The following is an 18,029-nucleotide window of genomic DNA, read 5'->3' as shown; positions in this document are numbered from 1 at the left end:
GGAGCGACAAGCCTCGTTCCTCGCACCGAAATTTCGGCGCGCAATCTGCCGCTCGACCGCGCATGCGCGAGGCGGTAGCTAGTCCTGTAACCAGCGGGCCGGGGGAGCGCATGATCGAAGGGACGGAGCCGACGCAGTTCTATGCCATGCACCGGCACGGCTTCGTCCGGGTCGCGGCGAGCACGCCGCGGGTGCGGCCGGCGGATGTCGCCTTCAACCGCGACGCCCTGCTCGCCGAGGCGCGGCGGGCGTCGGCGGCGGAAGTGGATCTGGTGGTGTTTCCAGAGCTGTCGCTGTCGTCCTACGCGATCGACGACCTGCTGATGCAGACCGCGCTGCTCGACGCGGTGGAGGCGGCGGTCGCGGCGCTGGTCGAGGCGAGCGCCAACCTGACGCCGCTGCTGCTCGTCGGCGCGCCGCTGCGGCATCGCGGGCGGCTCTACAACTGCGCGCTGGCGATCTCGCGCGGGCGGCTGCTCGGGGTGGTGCCGAAATCGTACCTGCCGAACTATCGCGAGTTCTACGAGAAGCGGTGGTTCGCCCATGGCCGGGGCGTCGTCGGCGAGACGATCCGGGTGGGCGGGATCGAGGCGCCCTTCGGGGTCGACCTGCTGTTCGAGGCGAGCGACCTGCCGGGGTTTCTCGTGCATGCGGAGATCTGCGAAGACTTCTGGGCGGCGCATCCGCCGTCGTCGGACGGGGCGCTGGCCGGGGCGACGATCCTTGCCAACCTGTCGGCGTCGAACAGCACCATCGGCAAGTCCGACGAGCGGCACATGCTCTGCCGCTCGCAGTCGGCCCGGGCGGTGGCGGCCTATCTCTACGCGGCCGCCGGGCCGGGCGAGAGCACGACGGATCTCGCGTGGGACGGACAGGCGGTGATCTACGAGCTGGGCGACCTGCTGGCGGAGTCCGAGCGCTTTCCGCTGGTGCCCGGGCTCTGCACCGCCGACGTCGACACCGGCCGCATCCTCGCCGAGCGGACGCGGATGGGCACATTCGCCGATGCGGCCGAAGGGCTGGCGCGGCCGTTCCGGCGCATCGGCTTCGAGCACCGTCCGGGATTTCGCGACATCGGGCTGGTGCGGCGGATCCGGCGGTTTCCGTTCGTGCCGAACCGGCCGGAGAAGCTGGAAGATGACTGTTTCGAGGCATTCAGCATCCAGGTCGAGGGGCTCGCCCGCCGGTTTCAGGCGACGGGGAGCCGGACGCTGGTCATCGGGGTCTCTGGCGGGCTCGAACTCGACCCACGCGCTCATCGTGGCCGCCAAGGTCTGCGACCGGCTCGGGCTGCCGCGCAGTGCCATTCTCGGCTTCACCATGCCCGGTTTCGCGACGAGCGAGGGCACGAAGTCGAACGCCTGGAAGCTGATGCGGGCGACCGGCGTCACCGCCGACGAGATCGACATCCGGCCGGCGGCGCGGCAGATGCTGGCCGACATGGGGCATCCGTTCGCGGGTGGCGAGCCGGTCTATGACGTGACGTTCGAGAACGTGCAGGCGGGGCTTCGGACCGACTACCTGTTCCGGCTGGCGAACCAGCGCGGCGGGCTGGTGGTGGGAACGGGTGACCTGTCGGAGCTGGCGCTCGGCTGGTGCACCTACGGGGTCGGCGACCAGATGAGCCACTACGCCGTCAACTGCGGCGTGCCGAAGACGCTGATCCAGTACCTGATCCGCTGGACGGCGCGGACCCAGGTCGATGCGGCGACAGCGGACGTGCTGGCGGCGATCCTCGGCACCGAGATCTCGCCCGAGCTGGTGCCCGCCGATGCGAGCGGCGCGATCCAGAGCACCGAGTCGAAGATCGGTCCCTACGAGCTGCACGACTTCTTCCTGCATCAGGTCATGCGCTGGGGACATGCCCCGTCGAAGGTGGCGTTTCTCGCTTGGCACGCCTGGCGCGATGCCGAGGCCGGGCTCTGGCCGGCGGATTTTCCGCCGGACGCGCGGCGCGCCTACGACCTCGCGACGATACGCGGGTGGCTCGAGGTTTTCCTGCGGCGGTTCTTCGCGTTCAGCCAGTTCAAGCGCTCGGCGATCCCGAACGGCCCGAAGGTGTCGTCGGCCGGCGCGCTGTCGCCGCGCGGCGACTGGAGGGCCCCGTCGGATTCGTCTGAACAGCCCTGGCTCGACGAGCTGGCGCGCAATGTACCGGAGGCTTGAGATGCGTGCTCTAAGACTGATCGCGACCGGCGACCTGCGCTGCGTCGAGGTGCCGGTGCCCGATCCGGGGCCGGGCGAGGTGCTGGTGAAGATCGCGGCTGCCGGCATCTGCGGCACGGATCGGCATCTCTATCTCGGGGAGTTCCCGAGCGAGCCGCCCGTGACGCTCGGCCATGAGTTTTCCGGCACGGTGGCGGCGGTCGGGGCGGGGGTCTCGATGGCGCTGGGGACGCCGGTCGCGTGCGATCCGAACACCTGGTGCGGGACGTGCGACGCGTGCAACCGGGGGCGGGTCAACCTCTGCCCCCGCAACGTGGCGACGGGGATCCATCGCGACGGCGGCTTCGCGGAGTACGCGGTGATCCCGGCGTGGAAGGCACTGCCGCTGCCCGCCGGGCTCGGGCTGGCGCAGGGCGCGTTCGCCGAGCCGCTGGCCTGCACGCTGCACGGGCTCGACGTCGGCGCGCCGCGGCCGGGCGAGCGGGTGCTGGTGCTCGGGGGCGGTGTGATCGGCCAGCTCGCGGTTCAGTTGGCGCGGCTCGCAGGGGCCGAGACGATGCTGCTGACCCGCAGCGAGGGCAAGCAGGCGCTGGGCCGGCAGCTCGGGGCGGTCGCCACGGCGCCGACACCGGAGGCGGCGCGGGAGCTCTGGCCCGAGGGCGCCGATCTGGTGGTGGAATGCGCCGGGGTGCCGGCGACGGTGGCCGCCGCGCCGTGGCTGGCGCGCGCCGGCGGCCGGGTGGTGGTGCTCGGCGTGCTCGCCGCCGGGGCGACGGTGCCGATCCAGCCCTTTGACCTTCTCTTCCGCGAGATCCGGCTCGACTTCGCCTTCATCAACCCGTTCACCACGACGCGGGCGATCGCGCTGATCGCCTCGGGGGCGGTGGACGTGGCGCCGCTCATCTCGCGCACGGTGTCGCTGGACGAGGCGGCGGGTGCCATCTCCGGTCCGGCGCTGCCGGGGGACGTGAAGGTGCTGGTCGATCCCGGCCTGTGAGCGGGGCAGTCGGGACCGTCCGGCCGGCATGTCGAATCCGGCATGTCAAAGGCCCGCGATTGCATTTGCGGCGCATAGGGTCGCCGGGTAACGTTTTGGCACCGGGGTAGCCGGACCAAGCCTCGAACCAGGGGCAATTCAGGGAGGAAGACGGCCCACGTCACTTGCTGCGGCAAGTTTCGGGTGCCGGTATCAAGACCGATCCATATCCAGAACCGGCGATTGCTGCGCGTTCGGCCTGGATCGAGGCATCCCGCACGTCTGTGACAATCGCGGACGTGCGGGACCTCGGACGCGGTTCCGGCTGGAGTCGGTGTGGCCGACGTCTGCGCGTCAGGCGCTGGGCGGCAGCGGGACCGCTCGGTCGCGCAGCAGGTCGCGGATCTCGATCAGCACTTCTTCCTGGGTCGGGCCCTTGGGCTCGTCCGGCGCCTTTTCTGCCGGCACCATGTTGCGGGCCTTGTTGACCGCCTTGACGAGCAGGAACACCACCCAGGCGATGATGAGGAAGTTGATGACCGCGGTCAGGAAGGCGCCGTAGCGGAAGGTGGCCGCGTGTTCGCCCTCGCCGAGCGAGATCTGGTAGCTCGAAAAGTCGATGCCGCCGATGACGAAACCGATCAGCGGGTTGATGAGGTCGTTCACGAGGCTGGTGACGATCGCCGTGAAGGCGGCACCGATGATGATGCCGACGGCGAAATCCATCACGTTGCCGTGCGCGATGAAGTCGCGGAATTCCTTTATCACTGGCTTCTCCCGTGTTCCGTTCCGTGAACTGAGGTAGCGCCGTCGGGAGGGGTGGCAACCCGCGCGGGTCAGGTCCGCAGGCTGCCGCCGGTCGCCTTTGCCACGCTGGCGACGACCTTGCCCGCCACCGCGTCGATCTCGGCGTCGGTGAGGGTGCGGTCGGTCGGCGCGAGGCGAACGCTGATCGCCAGCGATTTCTTGCCCGGCCCCATCTGCGCCTCGGCCTTCGGTCCGTCGAAGACGTCGAACACGCTGACCGCCTCGATCAGCGCCTTGTCGGCGGCGCGGGCGGCCTTCAGCACGGCCTCGGCCTCGACGCGGGCATCGAGCACGAAGGCGAAGTCGCGTTCGACCGGCTGGAAGTCGGAGGCGACGAGCGGCGGCCGGGTGGTGGCGCGCGCCTTGGGGAAGGGGACCGCTTCGAGACGGATCGCGAAGGCGACCGCCGGGCCCTTGACGTCGAGGGCGGCGAGAACCTTCGGGTGAAGCTCGCCGAAGACCGCGAGCTCGGTCTTCGGCCCGAGCGACAGCAGGGCGGAGCGGCCGGGGTGGAACCAGCCCGGCACGTCGCGGCGGACCATCAGGCTCGCGGGCGCGCCGATCGCCGCGAGGGCCGCCTCGGCGTCGCGCTTGGCATCCCAGAGGTCGACCGGGCGGCGCGTGCCCATCGGGTCGCGTGGAGCGGTCGCACCGACGCGCAGGCCGCAGGCGAGCAGCATCTGCTCGCCCGGCTCGCCGCCGGGAAAGCCCGGGCCGATCTCGAAGAGCGCGAGGTCGGCAAACCCGCGGGCCTGGTTGCGTGCCGCGGCGCGCAGCAGGCCGGGCAGCAGGTTGGGCCGCAGGTGGCTCATCTCCGAGCTGATCGGGTTTTCGAGGCGCACCGTGTCGGCGCCGCCGCCGAACAGCTCGGCGGCCGTGCGGTCGATGAAACTGTAGGTGACGCACTCGTTGAAGCCGAGGGCGGCGATGCGGCGGCGGACGTCGCGCTCGCGGCGCTGCATCGGCGAGACGATCGGGCGGGCGACGCCGGCCGGACGGGAGAGCGGCTTGCCTTCGAGGCGGCTCATCGAGGCGACGCGGGCGATCTCTTCCACGATGTCGGCATCGCCGAGGATGTCGGGGCGCCAGCTCGGCGGCGTGACCTCCCGACCGTCGACGGTGAAGCCGAGGCTGTCGAGGATGCGGAGCTGCTCCGGCTCGGCGATGTCCATGCCGACGAGGCTGACCACGCGGGCGGGATCGAACCGATAGCGCCGGGTGACGGCCGGCACGCTTCCGGCGATCCCGACGTCCGAGGCTTCGCCGCCGCAGAGCTCGAGGATGAGCCGGGTGGCAAGCTCGAGGCCGACGGGGGTGAAGGCCGGGTCGACGCCGCGCTCGAAGCGATAGCGCGCGTCGGAAGCGGCGTTGAGCCGGCGGCCGGCGCGCGCGGTGCGGACGGGATCGAAATAGGCCGCCTCGACGAAGACGTTGGTCGTCGCCTCGGTGGCGCTGGTGCGCAGGCCGCCCTTGATGCCGCCGATGCTGTCGACGCCCGTGCCGTCGGCGATCACCGTCTCGCTGCCGTCGAAGGTGTAGTCCTTGCCGTCGAGCGTGCGGATGGTCTCGCCCGGCCGGGCGAGGCGGACGGTGAGCGGCCCGTCGAGCTTGTCGGCGTCGAAGACGTGCAGCGGCCGGTTGCGGTCGAAGGTGAGGAAGTTGGTGATGTCGACGAGCGCCGAGATCGGCCGCAGGCCGATGGCGCGCAGGCGGTCCTGCAGCCACTGCGGCGAGGGACCGTTGGTGACGCCGCGGATCAGCCGGCCGGCGAAGAGCGGGCAGGCCTCGGTGGCGACGTCGGGCGCGAGGTAGACCGCGACCGGGCAGGGGAAGCTGCCCGGCACCGGCGCGATGGCGGGGGTGATGAGCCGCCCGAGGCCGCGGGCGGCGAGGTCGCGGGCGATGCCTGCGACGCCAAGCGCATCGGGGCGGTTGGGCGTGACGGTGATCTCGATCACCGGATCGAAGCTGCGCACGTCGATGAAGCGGGCGCCGACCGGGGCGGCGGGGTCAAGCTCGACGATGCCGGTGTGGGCGTCGGAGAGCTCCATCTCGCGCTCGGACAGCATCATGCCGTGGCTCTCGACGCCGCGGATCCTGCCGACCTTGATGGTGGTGTCGATGCCGGGGATGTAGTCGCCGGGCTTCGACACCACGACCTTGATGCCGGCGCGCGCATTGGGGGCGCCGCAGACGATCTGCGTCTCGCCGCCGGCCGTCAGCACGCGGCAGACGCGGAGCTTGTCGGCGTCGGGGTGCGGGGTCGCTTCGAGGATCTCGCCCACGGTGAACGCCTCGAGGCGGGCGGCCGGGTTCGCCACGCCCTCGACCTCGAGCCCGAGGTCGGTGAGGGCGAAGGTGATGTCCTCGAGCGCGGCGGAGGTGTCGAGGTGCTCCTTGAGCCAGGCGAGGGTGAACTTCATCGGTGGCGTGCCCCGGGGTCTTGCGATAGGCCGCGGACATACGGGATGGGCCGCGGAAGGGGAAGCCCCGAGTTCCGCGGGGCGCGAGGAGGGAAAGAATGCCTGAGCTGGATCTGGAGTTCGTGCGTGCGCAGTTTCCGGCGTTCTCGGAGCCGTCGCTGGCCGGGCAGGCGTTCTTCGAGAATGCGGGCGGCTCGTATGCCTGCGGGCAGGTGATCGACCGGCTGACGCGGTTCTACCGGCAGCGCAAGGTGCAGCCGTATGCGCCCTACGCGGCGAGCCGGCTGGGCGGCGCGGAGATGGACGAGGGCCGCGCGCGGCTGGCGGAGCTGCTGGGGGTCGAGGGCGACGAGCTGCTGGTCGGGCCGTCGACGAGCCAGAACACCTATGTGCTGGCGCAGGCGTTCCGGCAGATGCTGGCGCCCGGCGACGCGCTGGTGGTGACGGATCAGGACCACGAGGCGAACTCCGGCGTCTGGCGGCGGCTGGCGGAAGGCGGCGTCGAGGTGCGGGAGTGGCGGGTCGATCCGGCGAGCGGGCACCTCGACCCAGCCGGGCTCGCGGCGCTGCTCGACGGGCGGGTGCGGCTGGTGGCGTTCCCGCACTGCTCGAACATCGTCGGCGAGACGAACGACGTGGCCGCACTCGTCGCGATGGTGCACGACGCCGGGGCGGTCGCCTGTGTCGACGGGGTGAGCCACGCGCCGCACGGTCTGCCGGACGTCGGCGCGCTCGGGGCCGACGTCTACCTGTTCTCCTCCTACAAGACCTATGGGCCGCACCAGGGGGTGATGGTGGTGCGGCGGTCGCTGGCCGAGGCACTGCCGAATCAGGGACACTGGTTCAATGCGGGGATCGCCGCGAAGCGGCTGACGCCGGCGGGGCCGGATCATGCGCAGGTGGCGGCGCTCGCCGGGGTGGCGGACTATGTCGAGGCGCTCGACCGGCGGCATTTCCCGGGCGAGCCGGCGGGATTGCGGCAGGCGAGCGCCCGGGTGCGCGGGCTGATGCGGGCGCACGAGACGCGGCTGCTGCAGCCGCTGCTCGACTGGGCGGCAGCGCGGAACGACGTGCGGCTGGTCGGGCCGGCGGATGCGGGCCGGCGGGTGCCGACGGTGTCGATGGTCTGCGCGCAGCCGGGGGCGGCCGTTGCGGCGGCGCTGGCGCCGCATGGGGTGATGGCGGGCGGCGGTGATTTCTACGCGGTGCGCCTGCTGCAGGCGCTGGGGATCGAGCCGGACCACGGGGTGCTGCGGCTGAGCTTCGTGCACTACACGAGTGCGGCGGAGGTCGGGCAGGCGATCGCGGGGCTGGACGCGGTGCTGGACGCGCCGCGGGACTGAGCGCGAGGCGCGGCTGGAACAGCTCAGGCGCCGGCTGTCAGGGCCCTGCCGCTACCCGAGCCGTCGCGCCAGCAGCGCCGCGTGCAGCGGGGCGGGGGCGACGATGATCCCGGCCACCCGCGGATCGGGCCGGTTGAAGGCAAGCCGCTGGCCGCGCCCGTCGGTGACGAGGGCGCCCGCCTCGCGGGCGATCAGGTCGCCCGCCGCCACGTCCCACTCCCAGCTCGGCCGGAACGTCAGCGTGGCGTCGAAGCGGCCTTCCGCCACCAGGCACAGCCGGTAGGCGATCGACGGGCGGAACTGTCGCGCCACCGACGGGATGCCGCCGGGCCAGAACCCCGGGGCAAGCTGGTTGGCGTTCGCGAGCACCTCGGCGCCGTCCAGCTCGCTCCGGGCGCTCGGCGCGATCGGCCGGCCGTTGCGCGTGGCGCCGGCACCGCGCCGCGCGGCATAGGTCTTGCCGAGCGCGGGCATGTGGACGACCCCGGCAATCGGCTCGCCCGCCTCGACGATCGCCGCCGAGATCGCCCAGGTCGGCTGGCCGGCGAGATAGGCGCGGGTGCCGTCGATCGGGTCGATCACGAACGCCCGTGTTGCGGCCAGCCGCGCCGTGCTGTCCTCGGTCTCCTCCGACAGCCAGCCATAGTCCGGCCGGGCCGACAGCAGTCGGTCGCGCAACAGCCGGTCGACCGCGAGGTCAGCCTCGCTGACCGGCCCGCCGCCGTCGGGCTTTTCCACCACCGTGCCGGGGGCGCCGACGCGGGCGAGTGCGAGCGCGCCCGCCTCGCGCACCGCGCTGGCAAGGAGTTCGGCGTCAATCACCGGCGATGACCAGCCCTTCGACCAGCAGGCTCGGCACCACCCGGCCGAGCCACGGCCGCGCGTCGTTCGCCGGGCGGATCGTCATCAGCATCTCGCCCAGGTTGCCGGCGATGGTGCATTCGTTCACCGGCCGCACGATCTGGCCGTTCTCGAACCAGAAGCCGCTCGCCCCGCGCGAATAGTCGCCGGTCGTCGGGTTGATCGAGGCGCCGAGCATCGCGGTGACGAGCAGCCCGGTCCCGGCCTCGGCCATGAGCGCGTCCCGGTCCAGCGCGCCTTGGGTCAGCGCGAGGTTGCCCGCCGCCGGCGAGGGCGGCGACGACGGCCCGCGCACCGCGTTGGCCGTGCTCGGCAGCCCGAGCTGGCGGCCGGTGGCGAGATCGAGCGTCCAGGACCGCAGCACCCCGTCGGCGACCAGCACGCGGCGCGCCACCGGCAGCCCCTCGCCGTCGAACGGCCGCGAGCCGCCGACGCGCGGCCGCAGCGGATCCTCGACCAGATCGAGCCCGGCGGGCAGCACCGCCTCGTCCATCGCGCTCTTCAGCCAGCTCGCCCCGCGTGCGATCGCGGTGCCGTTGATCGCCGAGACCAGATGGCCGATCAGCGCGGAGGCGACGCGCTCATCGTAGAGCACGGGGAATGCGCCGGTCGGCGGCTTGCCCGCGCCGGCCCGGGCGGCGGTGCGCTCGCCGGCGAGCCGGCCGATCGCCTCGGGCTCCGGCAGGTCGGCGCGGTGGGTGCGGCTCTCGAAGGCATAGTCGCGCTCCATCCCGGTGCCCTCGCCGGTGATCGCCACCGCCTGCAGCGCGTGCGAGGTCCGGCGATAGCCGCCGGAAAAGCCGTTGCTCGCGGCCAGATGCACCCGGCTCCGCGACCAGCTGGCGCCGGCGGCCTCCATCAGGGTGATCCCCGGCACCGCCGCTGCCGCAGCCTCGGCCGCGCGGGCCGCCGCCTCGAGCTCGGCTGGCGCGGGCAGCGGCGACGTGTCCTCGAGGTCGAGCGCGGCCACATCCCACCCGGTCGCCAGATCCTCCGGCGCGGCGAGACCGCACCAGGGGTCCTCCGGCGCCTCGCGGGCCATGGCGACGGCGCGCTCGGCCATGGCCGCCAGGGTCTCGGGCCGGGTGTCGCTCGACGAGACGCAGGCCTGCCGCCGGCCGAGCAGCACGCGCAGGCCGACGTCGATGCCTTCTGCCCGCTCGGCGTGCTCGAGGGCGCCGTTCCTGACCTCGATCCCGAGGCTCTCGCCCGCCACCGCAAGGGCGTCCGCCGCCTCGGCGCCGGCCGCCTTCGCCGCGGCGAGCAGCCGTTCCGTCAGGCCTGCCAGATCGTCCGCCATGCCATGCCTCCCGATGGTCCGCGCCGCTACCTAGGCGGTTTCTCGCGCCCTTACAACCGGCGCTGCGGGCGTTGGTGCGCTGCGGCGAACGGCGGCGTAAAATCAAAGGCTTGCCGCTTGCGCCGCACGTCACGCTTGCCTTTCGCCCCGCGAGCGCCTTTCATGACGGAAAATTGCCTTCTGGGGGGAACGGCGGCGATGGGAAAGCTCTCGGGAAAGACCGTGGTCGTCACCGGCGCGAGCCGCGGCATCGGCGCCGCCGCTGCGGAGGAGATGGCGGGGGAGGGGGCGTCGGTGCTGCTGCTCGCCCGCAGCGCGGAGGGCATCACCGCGCTCGCCTCGCGCCTGCGCAAGGCGGGCCATGTCGCCGAGGCGATGACCTGCGACGTGGCCGAGTTCACCCAGGTGCAGGCGGCCATCGGCCGGGCGCACGAGGCCTTTGGCCGGGTTGACGCGATCGTCAACAACGCGGGCGTCATCGAGCCGATCGGGCCGCTCGCAAGCGCCGATCCCCGCGCCTGGGCGCACGCGACCGACGTCAACTTCAAGGGCGTCTTCAACGGCATGCGCGCGGTGCTGCCGGAGATGCGGGCGCAGGGCGCCGGGGTCATCGTCAATGTCGGATCGGGCGCCGCGCACAATCCGCTGGAGGGCTGGAGCCACTACTGCGCCGCCAAGGCCGCGACCTCGATGCTGACGCGCTGCGCCCATCTGGAGAACCGCGGCCGCGGCATCCGGGTCTACTCGCTGTCGCCGGGCACGGTGGCGACCGACATGCAGCGCCGGATCAAGGCGAGCGGCATCAACGCCGTCAGCCAGATGGACTTTTCCCAGCACGCGCCGGTGACGGACCCCGCCCGCGCGCTGGTCTGGCTGCTCACCGAGGACGCCGCCGAGTTCGCCGGGCAGGAGATCTCGCTGCGCCAGCCGGAGATGCGCGCGCGGATCGGTCTCTAGACTCGCGCGCCGCCCGGGCGGCTCAGCCGGCGAGCGGCGCCCAGTTCAAGAGCAGCCCCACGTCGCCGGGGATGCCGCCGGGAAAGGTCACGATCTCGGCCTTCAGCCGGTATCCCATCGCCCGGGCGTGCCGGTCCCAGATGTCGAACAGCTCCTTCGCCTTGCCCTGCAGCGTCGCGGGCCACTCCGGATTGCCGCTGTTGATCGCCCGGCCGTCGTCGGTGCAGAGCGACGACGGAAACGTGTAGATCAGCGCCTCGAACGCGCCGCGCTTCGCCGCCGCCTCGACGCGCCTTCGCACCTCCTTCAGCTCATCCGGGCCGATGTGGTGCATCAGGAAATCCTGGGTGAAGGCGACGAGGCGCGCGTGCTCGGCCTCGTGCAGCTTCGCCTCCGCCTCGGCCGCCTTCATCTCGCGCTCGACCATTTCGCGGCGCAGCGCGTCGGCCGTCCATTTCGAGCGATCCTCGGCCATGCAACTCGTTCTCCACAGACTCTCGCGCCGGAGTCGACGCGAACGGCCGGCGCTTGGCAACCCCTTGCGACGGGGGTGCATCGCCCGCGGCCCGGTGGCAGGATGCCGCCCCATGTCACGTTCCGAACGCCTGCTCGACCTCCTGCAGATCCTGCGCCGACACCGCGCGCCGGCGACCGGGCAGGTGCTGGCCGACGCGCTCGGTGTCAGCCTGCGCACGCTCTACCGCGATATCGCCACGCTGCAGGGGCAGGGGGCGGACATCGTCGGCGAGGCGGGCCTCGGCTACGTGCTGCGTCCGGGCTTTCTGCTGCCGCCGCTGATGTTCTCCGAGGACGAGGTGGAGGCGCTGGTGCTCGGCGCCCGCTGGGTGGCGCGGCGCGGCGATCCGCCGCTTGCCGCCGCCGCGGCCGACGTGCTGGCCAAGATCGAGGCGGTGCTGCCGCCGGCGCGCCGGGACGAACTGGACTCGAGCGGCCTCCTCGTCGGCCCGGGCGGCGAGGACGGCGCCGACATGACGCTGGTCCGCCGGGCGATCCGGCTCGAGCGCAAGGTGGAGATCGGCTACCGCGACCGGGGCGACGCGCCGTCGCGCCGCACCATCTGGCCGATCGCGCTCACGCATTTCGACCGCGCCCGCGTCGTGGTCGCGTGGTGCGAACTGCGCGGGGACTTTCGCCATTTCCGTGCCGATCGCATCGCGTCGATCACGCCGCTGGACGCGCGCTATCCGAAGCGCCGGCTTGCGCTCGTTCGCGCCTGGAAGGCGGCGCTCGGCATCGCTGCTGCCGGAATCTGACAGCGGCACCGGCTAGGGCAGGGTCCATCGCAAGAAAGGACCGCGAGATGGCAAGCAATCCCCTCATCCTCCTCCACGTGGCGAGCCCGCAGGCCAGCGGCCGCTTCTACGCCGGGCTCTTTGACCGCGCGCCGGTCGAAGCCTCGGAGACCTTCGCGATGTTCGCGCTCGACTTCGGACTGATGCTCGGCCTCTGGTCGCGCGACACCGTAGTGCCCGCAACTGCCGGCGCGCCGGGCGCGGCCGAGATCGGCATCCGGGTCGACGACTATGCTGCGGTCGATGCGACGCATGCCGACTGGTCGGCGCGCGGCGTGGCGATCCTGATGCCGCCGACCGACCTCGACTTCGGCCGCAGCTTCGTCGCCACCGACCCGGACGGCCACCGTCTGCGGATTCTATGCGCCCGCCGACTGAAGCGCCGGCAGGCCGAGGCGCAGCGCCTTGCGCATCACCGTCGGCAGGGCGGCGTCGAGCCCCGCCGCCGGGCGGAAGTCGCCCGGGCTGCCGGCCGGCGCGCGCACGCCGTGCACCCGCAGGATCAGGTGAAAATGGGTGAAGGTGTGGCGCGCCTCGACGCCGAGGTCGCGCCAGGCGGCGGGGAAAGGCGGGGCCCCCGCCGGTCCTGCCTCGGTCCACTCGGTCGAGGGCAGGGCCAGCATCCCGCCGAGCAGCCCGCGTGCCGGTCGGGTCTCCGCCAGCACCGCGCCGTCGTCGCGCAGCGCCAGCCAGGCGATGCCGTGGCGCACCGGCTTCGCCGGCTTCTCCGCCCGGGCCGGCAGGCGCTCCGCGTCGCCCGCCGCCCGGGCCGCGCAGGGATCGCGCCACGGGCAGATGCCACAGGCGGGCGCCCGCGGCGTGCAGATCGTCGCGCCGAGGTCCATCACCGCCTGCGCGTAGTCGCCCGGCCGCGCGTCCGGGGTCAGCCGGTCGGCGAGGGCGCGGATCAGCGGCTTTGCCGCCGGCAGCGGCGTCTCGATCCGTCCGAGCCGGGCCATCACCCGCTCGACGTTGCCGTCGACCACCACGGCGCGGCGCCCGAAGGCGATCGCCGCGATCGCTGCCGCGGTGTAGGGCCCGACCCCGGGCAGCGCGATGAGGCCGGCCTCGTCGTCGGGGAACCGGCCGCCCCGCTCGTGCGCCACCACCCGGGCGCAGGCGAGCAGGTTGCGGGCGCGGGCGTAGTACCCGAGCCCGGCCCAGGCGGCCATCACCTCGGCGTCCTCGGCCGCGGCGAGGTCGCCGACCGTCGGCCAGCGCGCGAGGAACCGCGTGAAGTAGCCGCCGGCCGCCGCGACCGTCGTCTGTTGCAGCATCACCTCGGAGAGCCACACGGCATAGGCGGGGGGCGGCGGCGCCCCCGGTGGCGCGCGCCATGGCAGCACCCGGGCGAAGCGGTCGTACCAGTCGAGCAGCTCTCCGGCCATCTCCGGGCCGAGCCGTGGCGCCACGACCTGCATCCGTTCTCCCTGACAAGCGTCGCGCCAGCCGTTAACCTTGGCGCCCATGAACGACAGTCTCCCCAGCGGCAACGGTCCCGGCGGCAGGGGCCGGCGCGCCCGCGGCTTCGTCCGCGCCGGCGGCCTCATCGAGTTCGCACATGGCGAAGGCCGCGTCGAGGCGTGGCTTCGCCCAGGCGCGCCTGCGCGCGCTCTGGCCCGAGATCGCCGGCGCCGAGCTGGCGTCGGTCTGCGCGCCGCTGAAGCTCACCGCCGCCCGCGGCCCGGCCGGCTGCCTGCTCACCCTCGCGGTCGCCGGGGCGCACGCGCCGCGGCTGCAGATGCTCATCCCGATGCTGCGCGACCGGGTGAACGCCGCGCTCGGGCCCGGCACGGTCGGCCGCATCCAGCTCGCCCACGCTCCCGCCGGCTTCGTCGCGCCGCCCGCCCCGGCCCGCGCCCCGCTGGAGGGGCCGCCGCCCGACATCGGCGCGGCCGCCGAGAGTCTTTCAACCATTGGTGATGGCGAGCTCGAATCCGCGTTGGAGACACTGGCGCGGAATGTGGTAATCCGGGCGCGGACCCCGAAGAACTGACTGGATAGCCGATGCAATCGACCCTCACCCGCCGCCAGATCCTCGCTGCCGCCCTCGTGCTCGCGCCGATCGTGGCCTTCGGCCTGCCGCGGATCGGCTGGGCGCAGGAGACGCCGGCGCCCGCCCCCGCGCCGGTCCCTTCGCCTGCGCCGGTGGCCGACATGGCGCTCGGCGATCCGAACGCGCCGCTGACGGTGATCGAATATGCCATGTACAGCTGCCCGCACTGTGCCGACTTCAACCGCGACACCTTTCCGCAGGTGAAGAAGGACTACATCGACACCGGCAAGATCCGCTGGATCTTCCGCGAGGTCTATTTCAACAAGCCCGGGCTCTGGGCGGCGATGATTGCCCGGTGTGCGCCGGCCGATCGCTATTTCGGCATCGCCGACCTGGTGTTCTCGACGCAGAACGCCTGGATGGTGAACCCGGACGGCTCGGTGCGCGACGACGCCTCGATGATGCAGGCGCTCTACCGCATCGGCCGGCAGGCGGGCCTGTCCGACGCGGAAATGGACAAGTGCATGAACGACCGCGCCTTTGCGGAATCGCTCGTCGCCGCCTATCAGAAGAATGCCGCCGCCGACGGCATCAACTCGACGCCCACCTTCATCATGGGTGGCAAGAAGGTCGGCAGCGGCTACATGCCCTACGATCAGTTCAAGGCCGAACTCGACAAGGCGCTCGGCGCCTGACGCAACGGGTCGGCCTGGCGCCGGCCGAGAGAAGCCGGAACGGGGGGCGATGGTGGACCGGACGGACGAGACGAGACGTTTCGAGGCGCTGGACCGCTTCGCGTCGCTGCCCGAGGCGATCCTCGCCGCGCGGCGTTCCTTTGGCAGCGACCGCGTCGCCTTCGAGGACATCGAGGGCAAGTCGCTCACCTACGGCCAGATCGCGCTCGGCGCCGCGGTGCTGGAGCGCGGCCTGCGCGCCCGGTTCGCGACGGGCGAGCGGGTCGGCGTGCTGCTGCCCGCGGCGCCGGGTGCCGTGGTGGTCCTGCTCGCGTTCTGGCGCGCGGGCCGGGTGCCGGCAATGCTCAACCCGACCGTCGGCACCGGGCCACTTGTCTCGGCGCTGCGCACCGCCGGTTGCCGCAGCGTCCTGACCAGCCGCGCCTTCATCGAGCAGGGCGGCTTCGGCGATCTGATCGAGACGATCCGGACGGACGGCTTCGACGTGGTCTGGACCGAGGACCTGCGCGAGGCGGCGGGCCTGCTCGACAAGCTCGTCGGCCTCGTCACCCGGCACCGCGCGCCGGGCGGACTGCGCCGCGATGCCGAGGCGGCGGTGCTTTTCACCTCAGGGACCGAGGGGGCGCCGAAGGGCGTCGTGCTCACCCACGGCAACCTGCTCGCCAACGTGGCGCAGCTGCAGGCGCGCGCGCCGATCGGGCCGGACGACCGGGCGGTCTCGGCGCTGCCGCTGTTCCACAGCTTCGGGCTGACCGCCGGCATCGTCCTGACGCTGGCCACCGGCATCCGTACCGGCCTGCACCCCTCGCCGCTGCACTACCGGGTGATCCCCGAGCTGGCCAAGCGGCTGGATGCGACGATCCTGTTCGGCACCGACACCTTCCTCGCCGGCTGGGGCCGCCGGGCCACCCGCGAGCACTTCGTCCATCTGCGCGCGGTGGTCGCGGGGGCGGAGCCGGTCAAGGCGACCACGCGGGCGATCTGGTCCGACCGTTTCGGCGCGGTGATCCTCGAGGGGTACGGCGCCACCGAGACCGGGCCGGTCATGGCGCTCAACGATCTCGACGACCCCCGCCCGGGCACGGTCGGGCGCCTGCTGCCCGGCATCGAGCCGCGATTCGCGCCGATGCCCGGGGTCGAGGGCAGCCGGCTGTCGGTGCGCGGGCCGAACGTGATGGCGGGCTACCTGCTGTCGGGATCGGCCGACGGCATCGCGGCGCCGCCGGAGGGCTGGTACGACACCGGCGACATCGTGCAGGTCGGGCCGGAGGGCCACGTCACCATCGTCGGCCGGGCCAAGCGCTTCGCCAAGATCGGCGGCGAGATGGTGTCGCTGGCGCTGGTCGAGGCGCTGGCCGCGGACGTCTGGCCGGGCGAGCCGCTCGGCGCCGTGGCGCTGCCGTGCGAGCGCAAGGGCGAGCGGGTGGTGGTGGCGATCGCCCACCCCGCCGCCTCGCTCGAACTCGCTGCGCGAGCGCGCCCGCGCCGCCGGCATCGCCGAGATCCTCGTGCCGTCCGAGGTGCGGGTCCTCGAGGAGATCCCGGTGATGGCCTCGGGCAAGACCGACCTGCCGCGCCTGCAGGCCCTGCTCGCGTCGTAGCGATCAGGGCAGGGTGAAGCCGGTCGGGGCCCAGAGCCGGCGCAGCACCCCGCGCAGCGCGGGCTCCGAATCCTCGGCGGTCAGACCCGGGCCTGCTTCCGTGCCCGCGGCGCCATGGAACCAGACCGCGGCGCCGGCGGCTTCGAACCCGGGCACGCCCTGGGCAAGCAGGCCGGTGGCGATCCCGGCGAGCACGTCGCCGGAGCCTGCGGTCGCGAGCCACGCCGGGGCGTTGCCGTTGATCGCGAGCCGCCCGTCGGGTGCGGCGATCACGGTGTCGGGCCCCTTCAGCACCACGGTCGCGCCGGAGCGGGCGGCGGCGGCGCGGGCGCGCGCGGGCTTCGGGCCGGCGAGGTCGGGAAACAGCCGGGCGAACTCGCCTTCGTGCGGCGTCAGGACGACGGGCGCCGCCCGGCCGGCGATGGCGGCGAAGAGCGCGTCGGGCGCGTCCTGCCAGAGGGTCAGCGCGTCGGCGTCGAGCACCAGTGCAGCGGGCGCGGCCAGCGCGGCCGTGACGAGCGCCTGTTCCGCCGCTCCGGTGCCGAGGCCCGGTCCGAGCGCCGCCACGCTGATCCGGGGATCGGCGAGCAGCGCTGCGAGGCCCTCGGCGCCATCCATCCGGCGCAGCATGACCGCGGTCAGGTGCGCGGCGTTGACCGCCAGCGCCTCCGGCGGGCTCGCCAGCGTCACGAGCCCGGCCCCGGCGCGCAGCGCCGCCCCGGCCGCGAGCCGCGCGGCGCCGGTGCGCGCCATGCCGCCCGACACGACGACCGCGTGGCCGCGGTGGTACTTGTGCCCGTCTGCCGTGGGCGCGCGCATGTCCTTCGCCCAGAGCACGCGGCCGTTGCGCCAGACCCGCGGGGCCAGCGTGTCGAGCACCGCCGCGGGGATGCCGATGTCGGCGAGCGTCACGTCGCCGCACAGGTCGCGTCCGGGGTAGAGCAGGTGCCCCGGCTTCAGCCGGAAGAACGTGACGGTGGCGGCCGCCTCGATCGCGGTGCCCATCACCTCGCCGGTGTCGCCGGAAACCCCGCTCGGCACATCGACCGCGATCACCGGCACGCCGCGCCCGTTGATCTCGGTGACGATGCGCGCGGCGCGTCCGTCGATCGGCCGGTCGAGGCCGGCGCCGAACAGCGCGTCGATGACGCCGGCGGCCTCGGGCAGGGCCACGTCCGCCGGGTGGGTGGGGCCGCCCCAGCGATCGAAGGCGGCGCGCGCGTCCCCGGTGATCCGGGCGGGATCGCCGAGCAGGTGCAGCGCGACGTCGCGGCCCGCGGCCCGCAGGCGCCGGGCCGCGACGAAGCCGTCGCCGCCATTGTTGCCCGGACCGCAGAGCACCAGCAGCCGGCCGTTCGGCACCCGCGCCGCCGCGACCTCGGCGACCGCGGCGCCGGCGCGCTCCATCAGCTCGATCCCGGGCACGCCGCCCGCGATCGCGAGGCGGTCGGCTTCGGCCATCTGGGCGGTAGTGAGAAGTTCGAGCATGGCATCCCTCGGGGTCGGCACCAGAGCCGGGCATCCTGCGCCACCGGCCCGTCGGCGCGCAAGCCGCGGGAAGGGGTTTGGTCAACCTTCGGCGACCGGCCAC

15 protein-coding genes and 2 pseudogenes are annotated in these 18,029 nt (G+C 73.1%); 10 read left to right on the top strand and 7 right to left on the bottom strand.

Going from position 1 to position 18,029, the window contains the following annotated elements:
• Positions 1-62: 62 nt before the first annotated feature.
• The 3 genes and pseudogenes from QM699_RS11360 to QM699_RS11350 all read left to right on the top strand — a co-directional run.
• Positions 63-1,181: pseudogene (locus QM699_RS11360) on the top strand (nitrilase-related carbon-nitrogen hydrolase); the annotation flags it as partial.
• Positions 1,138-2,166 (top strand): NAD(+) synthase, encoded by a 1,029-nt coding sequence (locus tag QM699_RS11355; RefSeq protein WP_415011227.1) that lies wholly within the window; start codon positions 1,138-1,140, stop codon positions 2,164-2,166. The pseudogene QM699_RS11360 and the gene QM699_RS11355, both read left to right, overlap by 44 nt.
• The gene (locus QM699_RS11350; RefSeq protein WP_415011226.1) at positions 2,150-3,163 is read left to right on the top strand and encodes a zinc-dependent alcohol dehydrogenase family protein; all 1,014 of its coding nucleotides are present in this window, start codon (positions 2,150-2,152) and stop codon (positions 3,161-3,163) included. Before QM699_RS11355 ends, QM699_RS11350 begins: the two co-directional genes overlap by 17 nt.
• A gap of 333 nt (positions 3,164-3,496) precedes the next feature.
• Here the strand turns inward: QM699_RS11350 and mscL are convergent, their stop codons facing one another.
• Complete coding sequence (gene mscL / locus QM699_RS11345; RefSeq protein WP_415012747.1) at positions 3,497-3,868, bottom strand: large conductance mechanosensitive channel protein MscL; 372 nt, start codon at positions 3,866-3,868, stop codon at positions 3,497-3,499.
• 110 nt (positions 3,869-3,978) lie between these two features.
• Entirely contained in the window at positions 3,979-6,372 is a 2,394-nt protein-coding gene (gene pheT / locus QM699_RS11340; protein WP_415011225.1) for a phenylalanine--tRNA ligase subunit beta, read from the bottom strand.
• 98 nt (positions 6,373-6,470) lie between these two features.
• Here pheT and QM699_RS11335 point away from each other — a divergent pair, with 98 nt between their 5' ends.
• Entirely contained in the window at positions 6,471-7,715 is a 1,245-nt protein-coding gene (locus tag QM699_RS11335) for an aminotransferase class V-fold PLP-dependent enzyme (RefSeq protein ID WP_415011224.1), read from the top strand.
• A gap of 51 nt (positions 7,716-7,766) precedes the next feature.
• Here QM699_RS11335 and QM699_RS11330 read toward each other — a convergent pair whose 3' ends face one another.
• Both QM699_RS11330 and QM699_RS11325 read right to left on the bottom strand, forming a co-directional pair.
• Positions 7,767-8,537, bottom strand: a complete 771-nt coding sequence (locus QM699_RS11330; protein ID WP_415011223.1) for a 3'(2'),5'-bisphosphate nucleotidase CysQ — start codon at positions 8,535-8,537, stop codon at positions 7,767-7,769.
• The gene (locus QM699_RS11325) at positions 8,530-9,876 is read right to left on the bottom strand and encodes a TldD/PmbA family protein (protein ID WP_415011222.1); all 1,347 of its coding nucleotides are present in this window, start codon (positions 9,874-9,876) and stop codon (positions 8,530-8,532) included. Before QM699_RS11325 ends, QM699_RS11330 begins: the two co-directional genes overlap by 8 nt.
• Positions 9,877-10,074: 198 nt before the next feature.
• On the opposite strand from QM699_RS11325, the gene QM699_RS11320 reads away from it, so the two are divergent.
• Entirely contained in the window at positions 10,075-10,833 is a 759-nt protein-coding gene (locus tag QM699_RS11320; RefSeq protein WP_415011221.1) for an SDR family oxidoreductase, read from the top strand.
• A 22-nt stretch (positions 10,834-10,855) separates the two neighbouring features.
• Here QM699_RS11320 and QM699_RS11315 read toward each other — a convergent pair whose 3' ends face one another.
• Positions 10,856-11,308 (bottom strand): hypothetical protein, encoded by a 453-nt coding sequence (locus tag QM699_RS11315; RefSeq protein ID WP_415011220.1) that lies wholly within the window; start codon positions 11,306-11,308, stop codon positions 10,856-10,858.
• A gap of 112 nt (positions 11,309-11,420) precedes the next feature.
• Here QM699_RS11315 and QM699_RS11310 point away from each other — a divergent pair, with 112 nt between their 5' ends.
• The gene (locus tag QM699_RS11310; protein ID WP_415011219.1) at positions 11,421-12,107 is read left to right on the top strand and encodes a helix-turn-helix transcriptional regulator; all 687 of its coding nucleotides are present in this window, start codon (positions 11,421-11,423) and stop codon (positions 12,105-12,107) included.
• 47 nt (positions 12,108-12,154) lie between these two features.
• Positions 12,155-12,490: pseudogene (locus QM699_RS11305) on the top strand (VOC family protein); the annotation flags it as partial.
• A gap of 15 nt (positions 12,491-12,505) precedes the next feature.
• Here QM699_RS11305 and QM699_RS11300 read toward each other — a convergent pair.
• A complete protein-coding gene (locus QM699_RS11300; protein ID WP_415012746.1) occupies positions 12,506-13,534 on the bottom strand; it encodes an A/G-specific adenine glycosylase in 1,029 nt (342 codons plus the stop codon).
• Positions 13,535-13,707: 173 nt separating this feature from the next.
• Between QM699_RS11300 and QM699_RS11295 the strand changes: the two genes are divergently transcribed.
• From QM699_RS11295 to QM699_RS11285, 3 genes are read left to right on the top strand one after another with little or no spacing between them, the layout of a single operon-like run.
• Positions 13,708-14,142 (top strand): DUF721 domain-containing protein, encoded by a 435-nt coding sequence (locus tag QM699_RS11295; RefSeq protein WP_415011218.1) that lies wholly within the window; start codon positions 13,708-13,710, stop codon positions 14,140-14,142.
• Positions 14,143-14,153: 11 nt separating this feature from the next.
• Entirely contained in the window at positions 14,154-14,837 is a 684-nt protein-coding gene (locus tag QM699_RS11290) for a DsbA family protein (protein ID WP_415011217.1), read from the top strand.
• Positions 14,838-14,886: 49 nt separating this feature from the next.
• Positions 14,887-16,455 (top strand): AMP-binding protein, encoded by a 1,569-nt coding sequence (locus QM699_RS11285; RefSeq protein WP_415011216.1) that lies wholly within the window; start codon positions 14,887-14,889, stop codon positions 16,453-16,455.
• Here the strand turns inward: QM699_RS11285 and QM699_RS11280 are convergent.
• Positions 16,442-17,926 (bottom strand): NAD(P)H-hydrate dehydratase, encoded by a 1,485-nt coding sequence (locus QM699_RS11280; protein WP_415011215.1) that lies wholly within the window; start codon positions 17,924-17,926, stop codon positions 16,442-16,444. The genes QM699_RS11285 and QM699_RS11280 overlap by 14 nt on opposite strands.
• Positions 17,927-18,029: the final 103 nt, after the last annotated feature.

The organism is Amaricoccus sp. (genome assembly GCF_047602525.1).
GTDB lineage: Bacteria > Pseudomonadota > Alphaproteobacteria > Rhodobacterales > Rhodobacteraceae > Amaricoccus.
The sequence above is the reverse complement of the archived record's forward strand: the minus strand, read 5'-3'. Positions and strand labels throughout refer to the sequence as shown.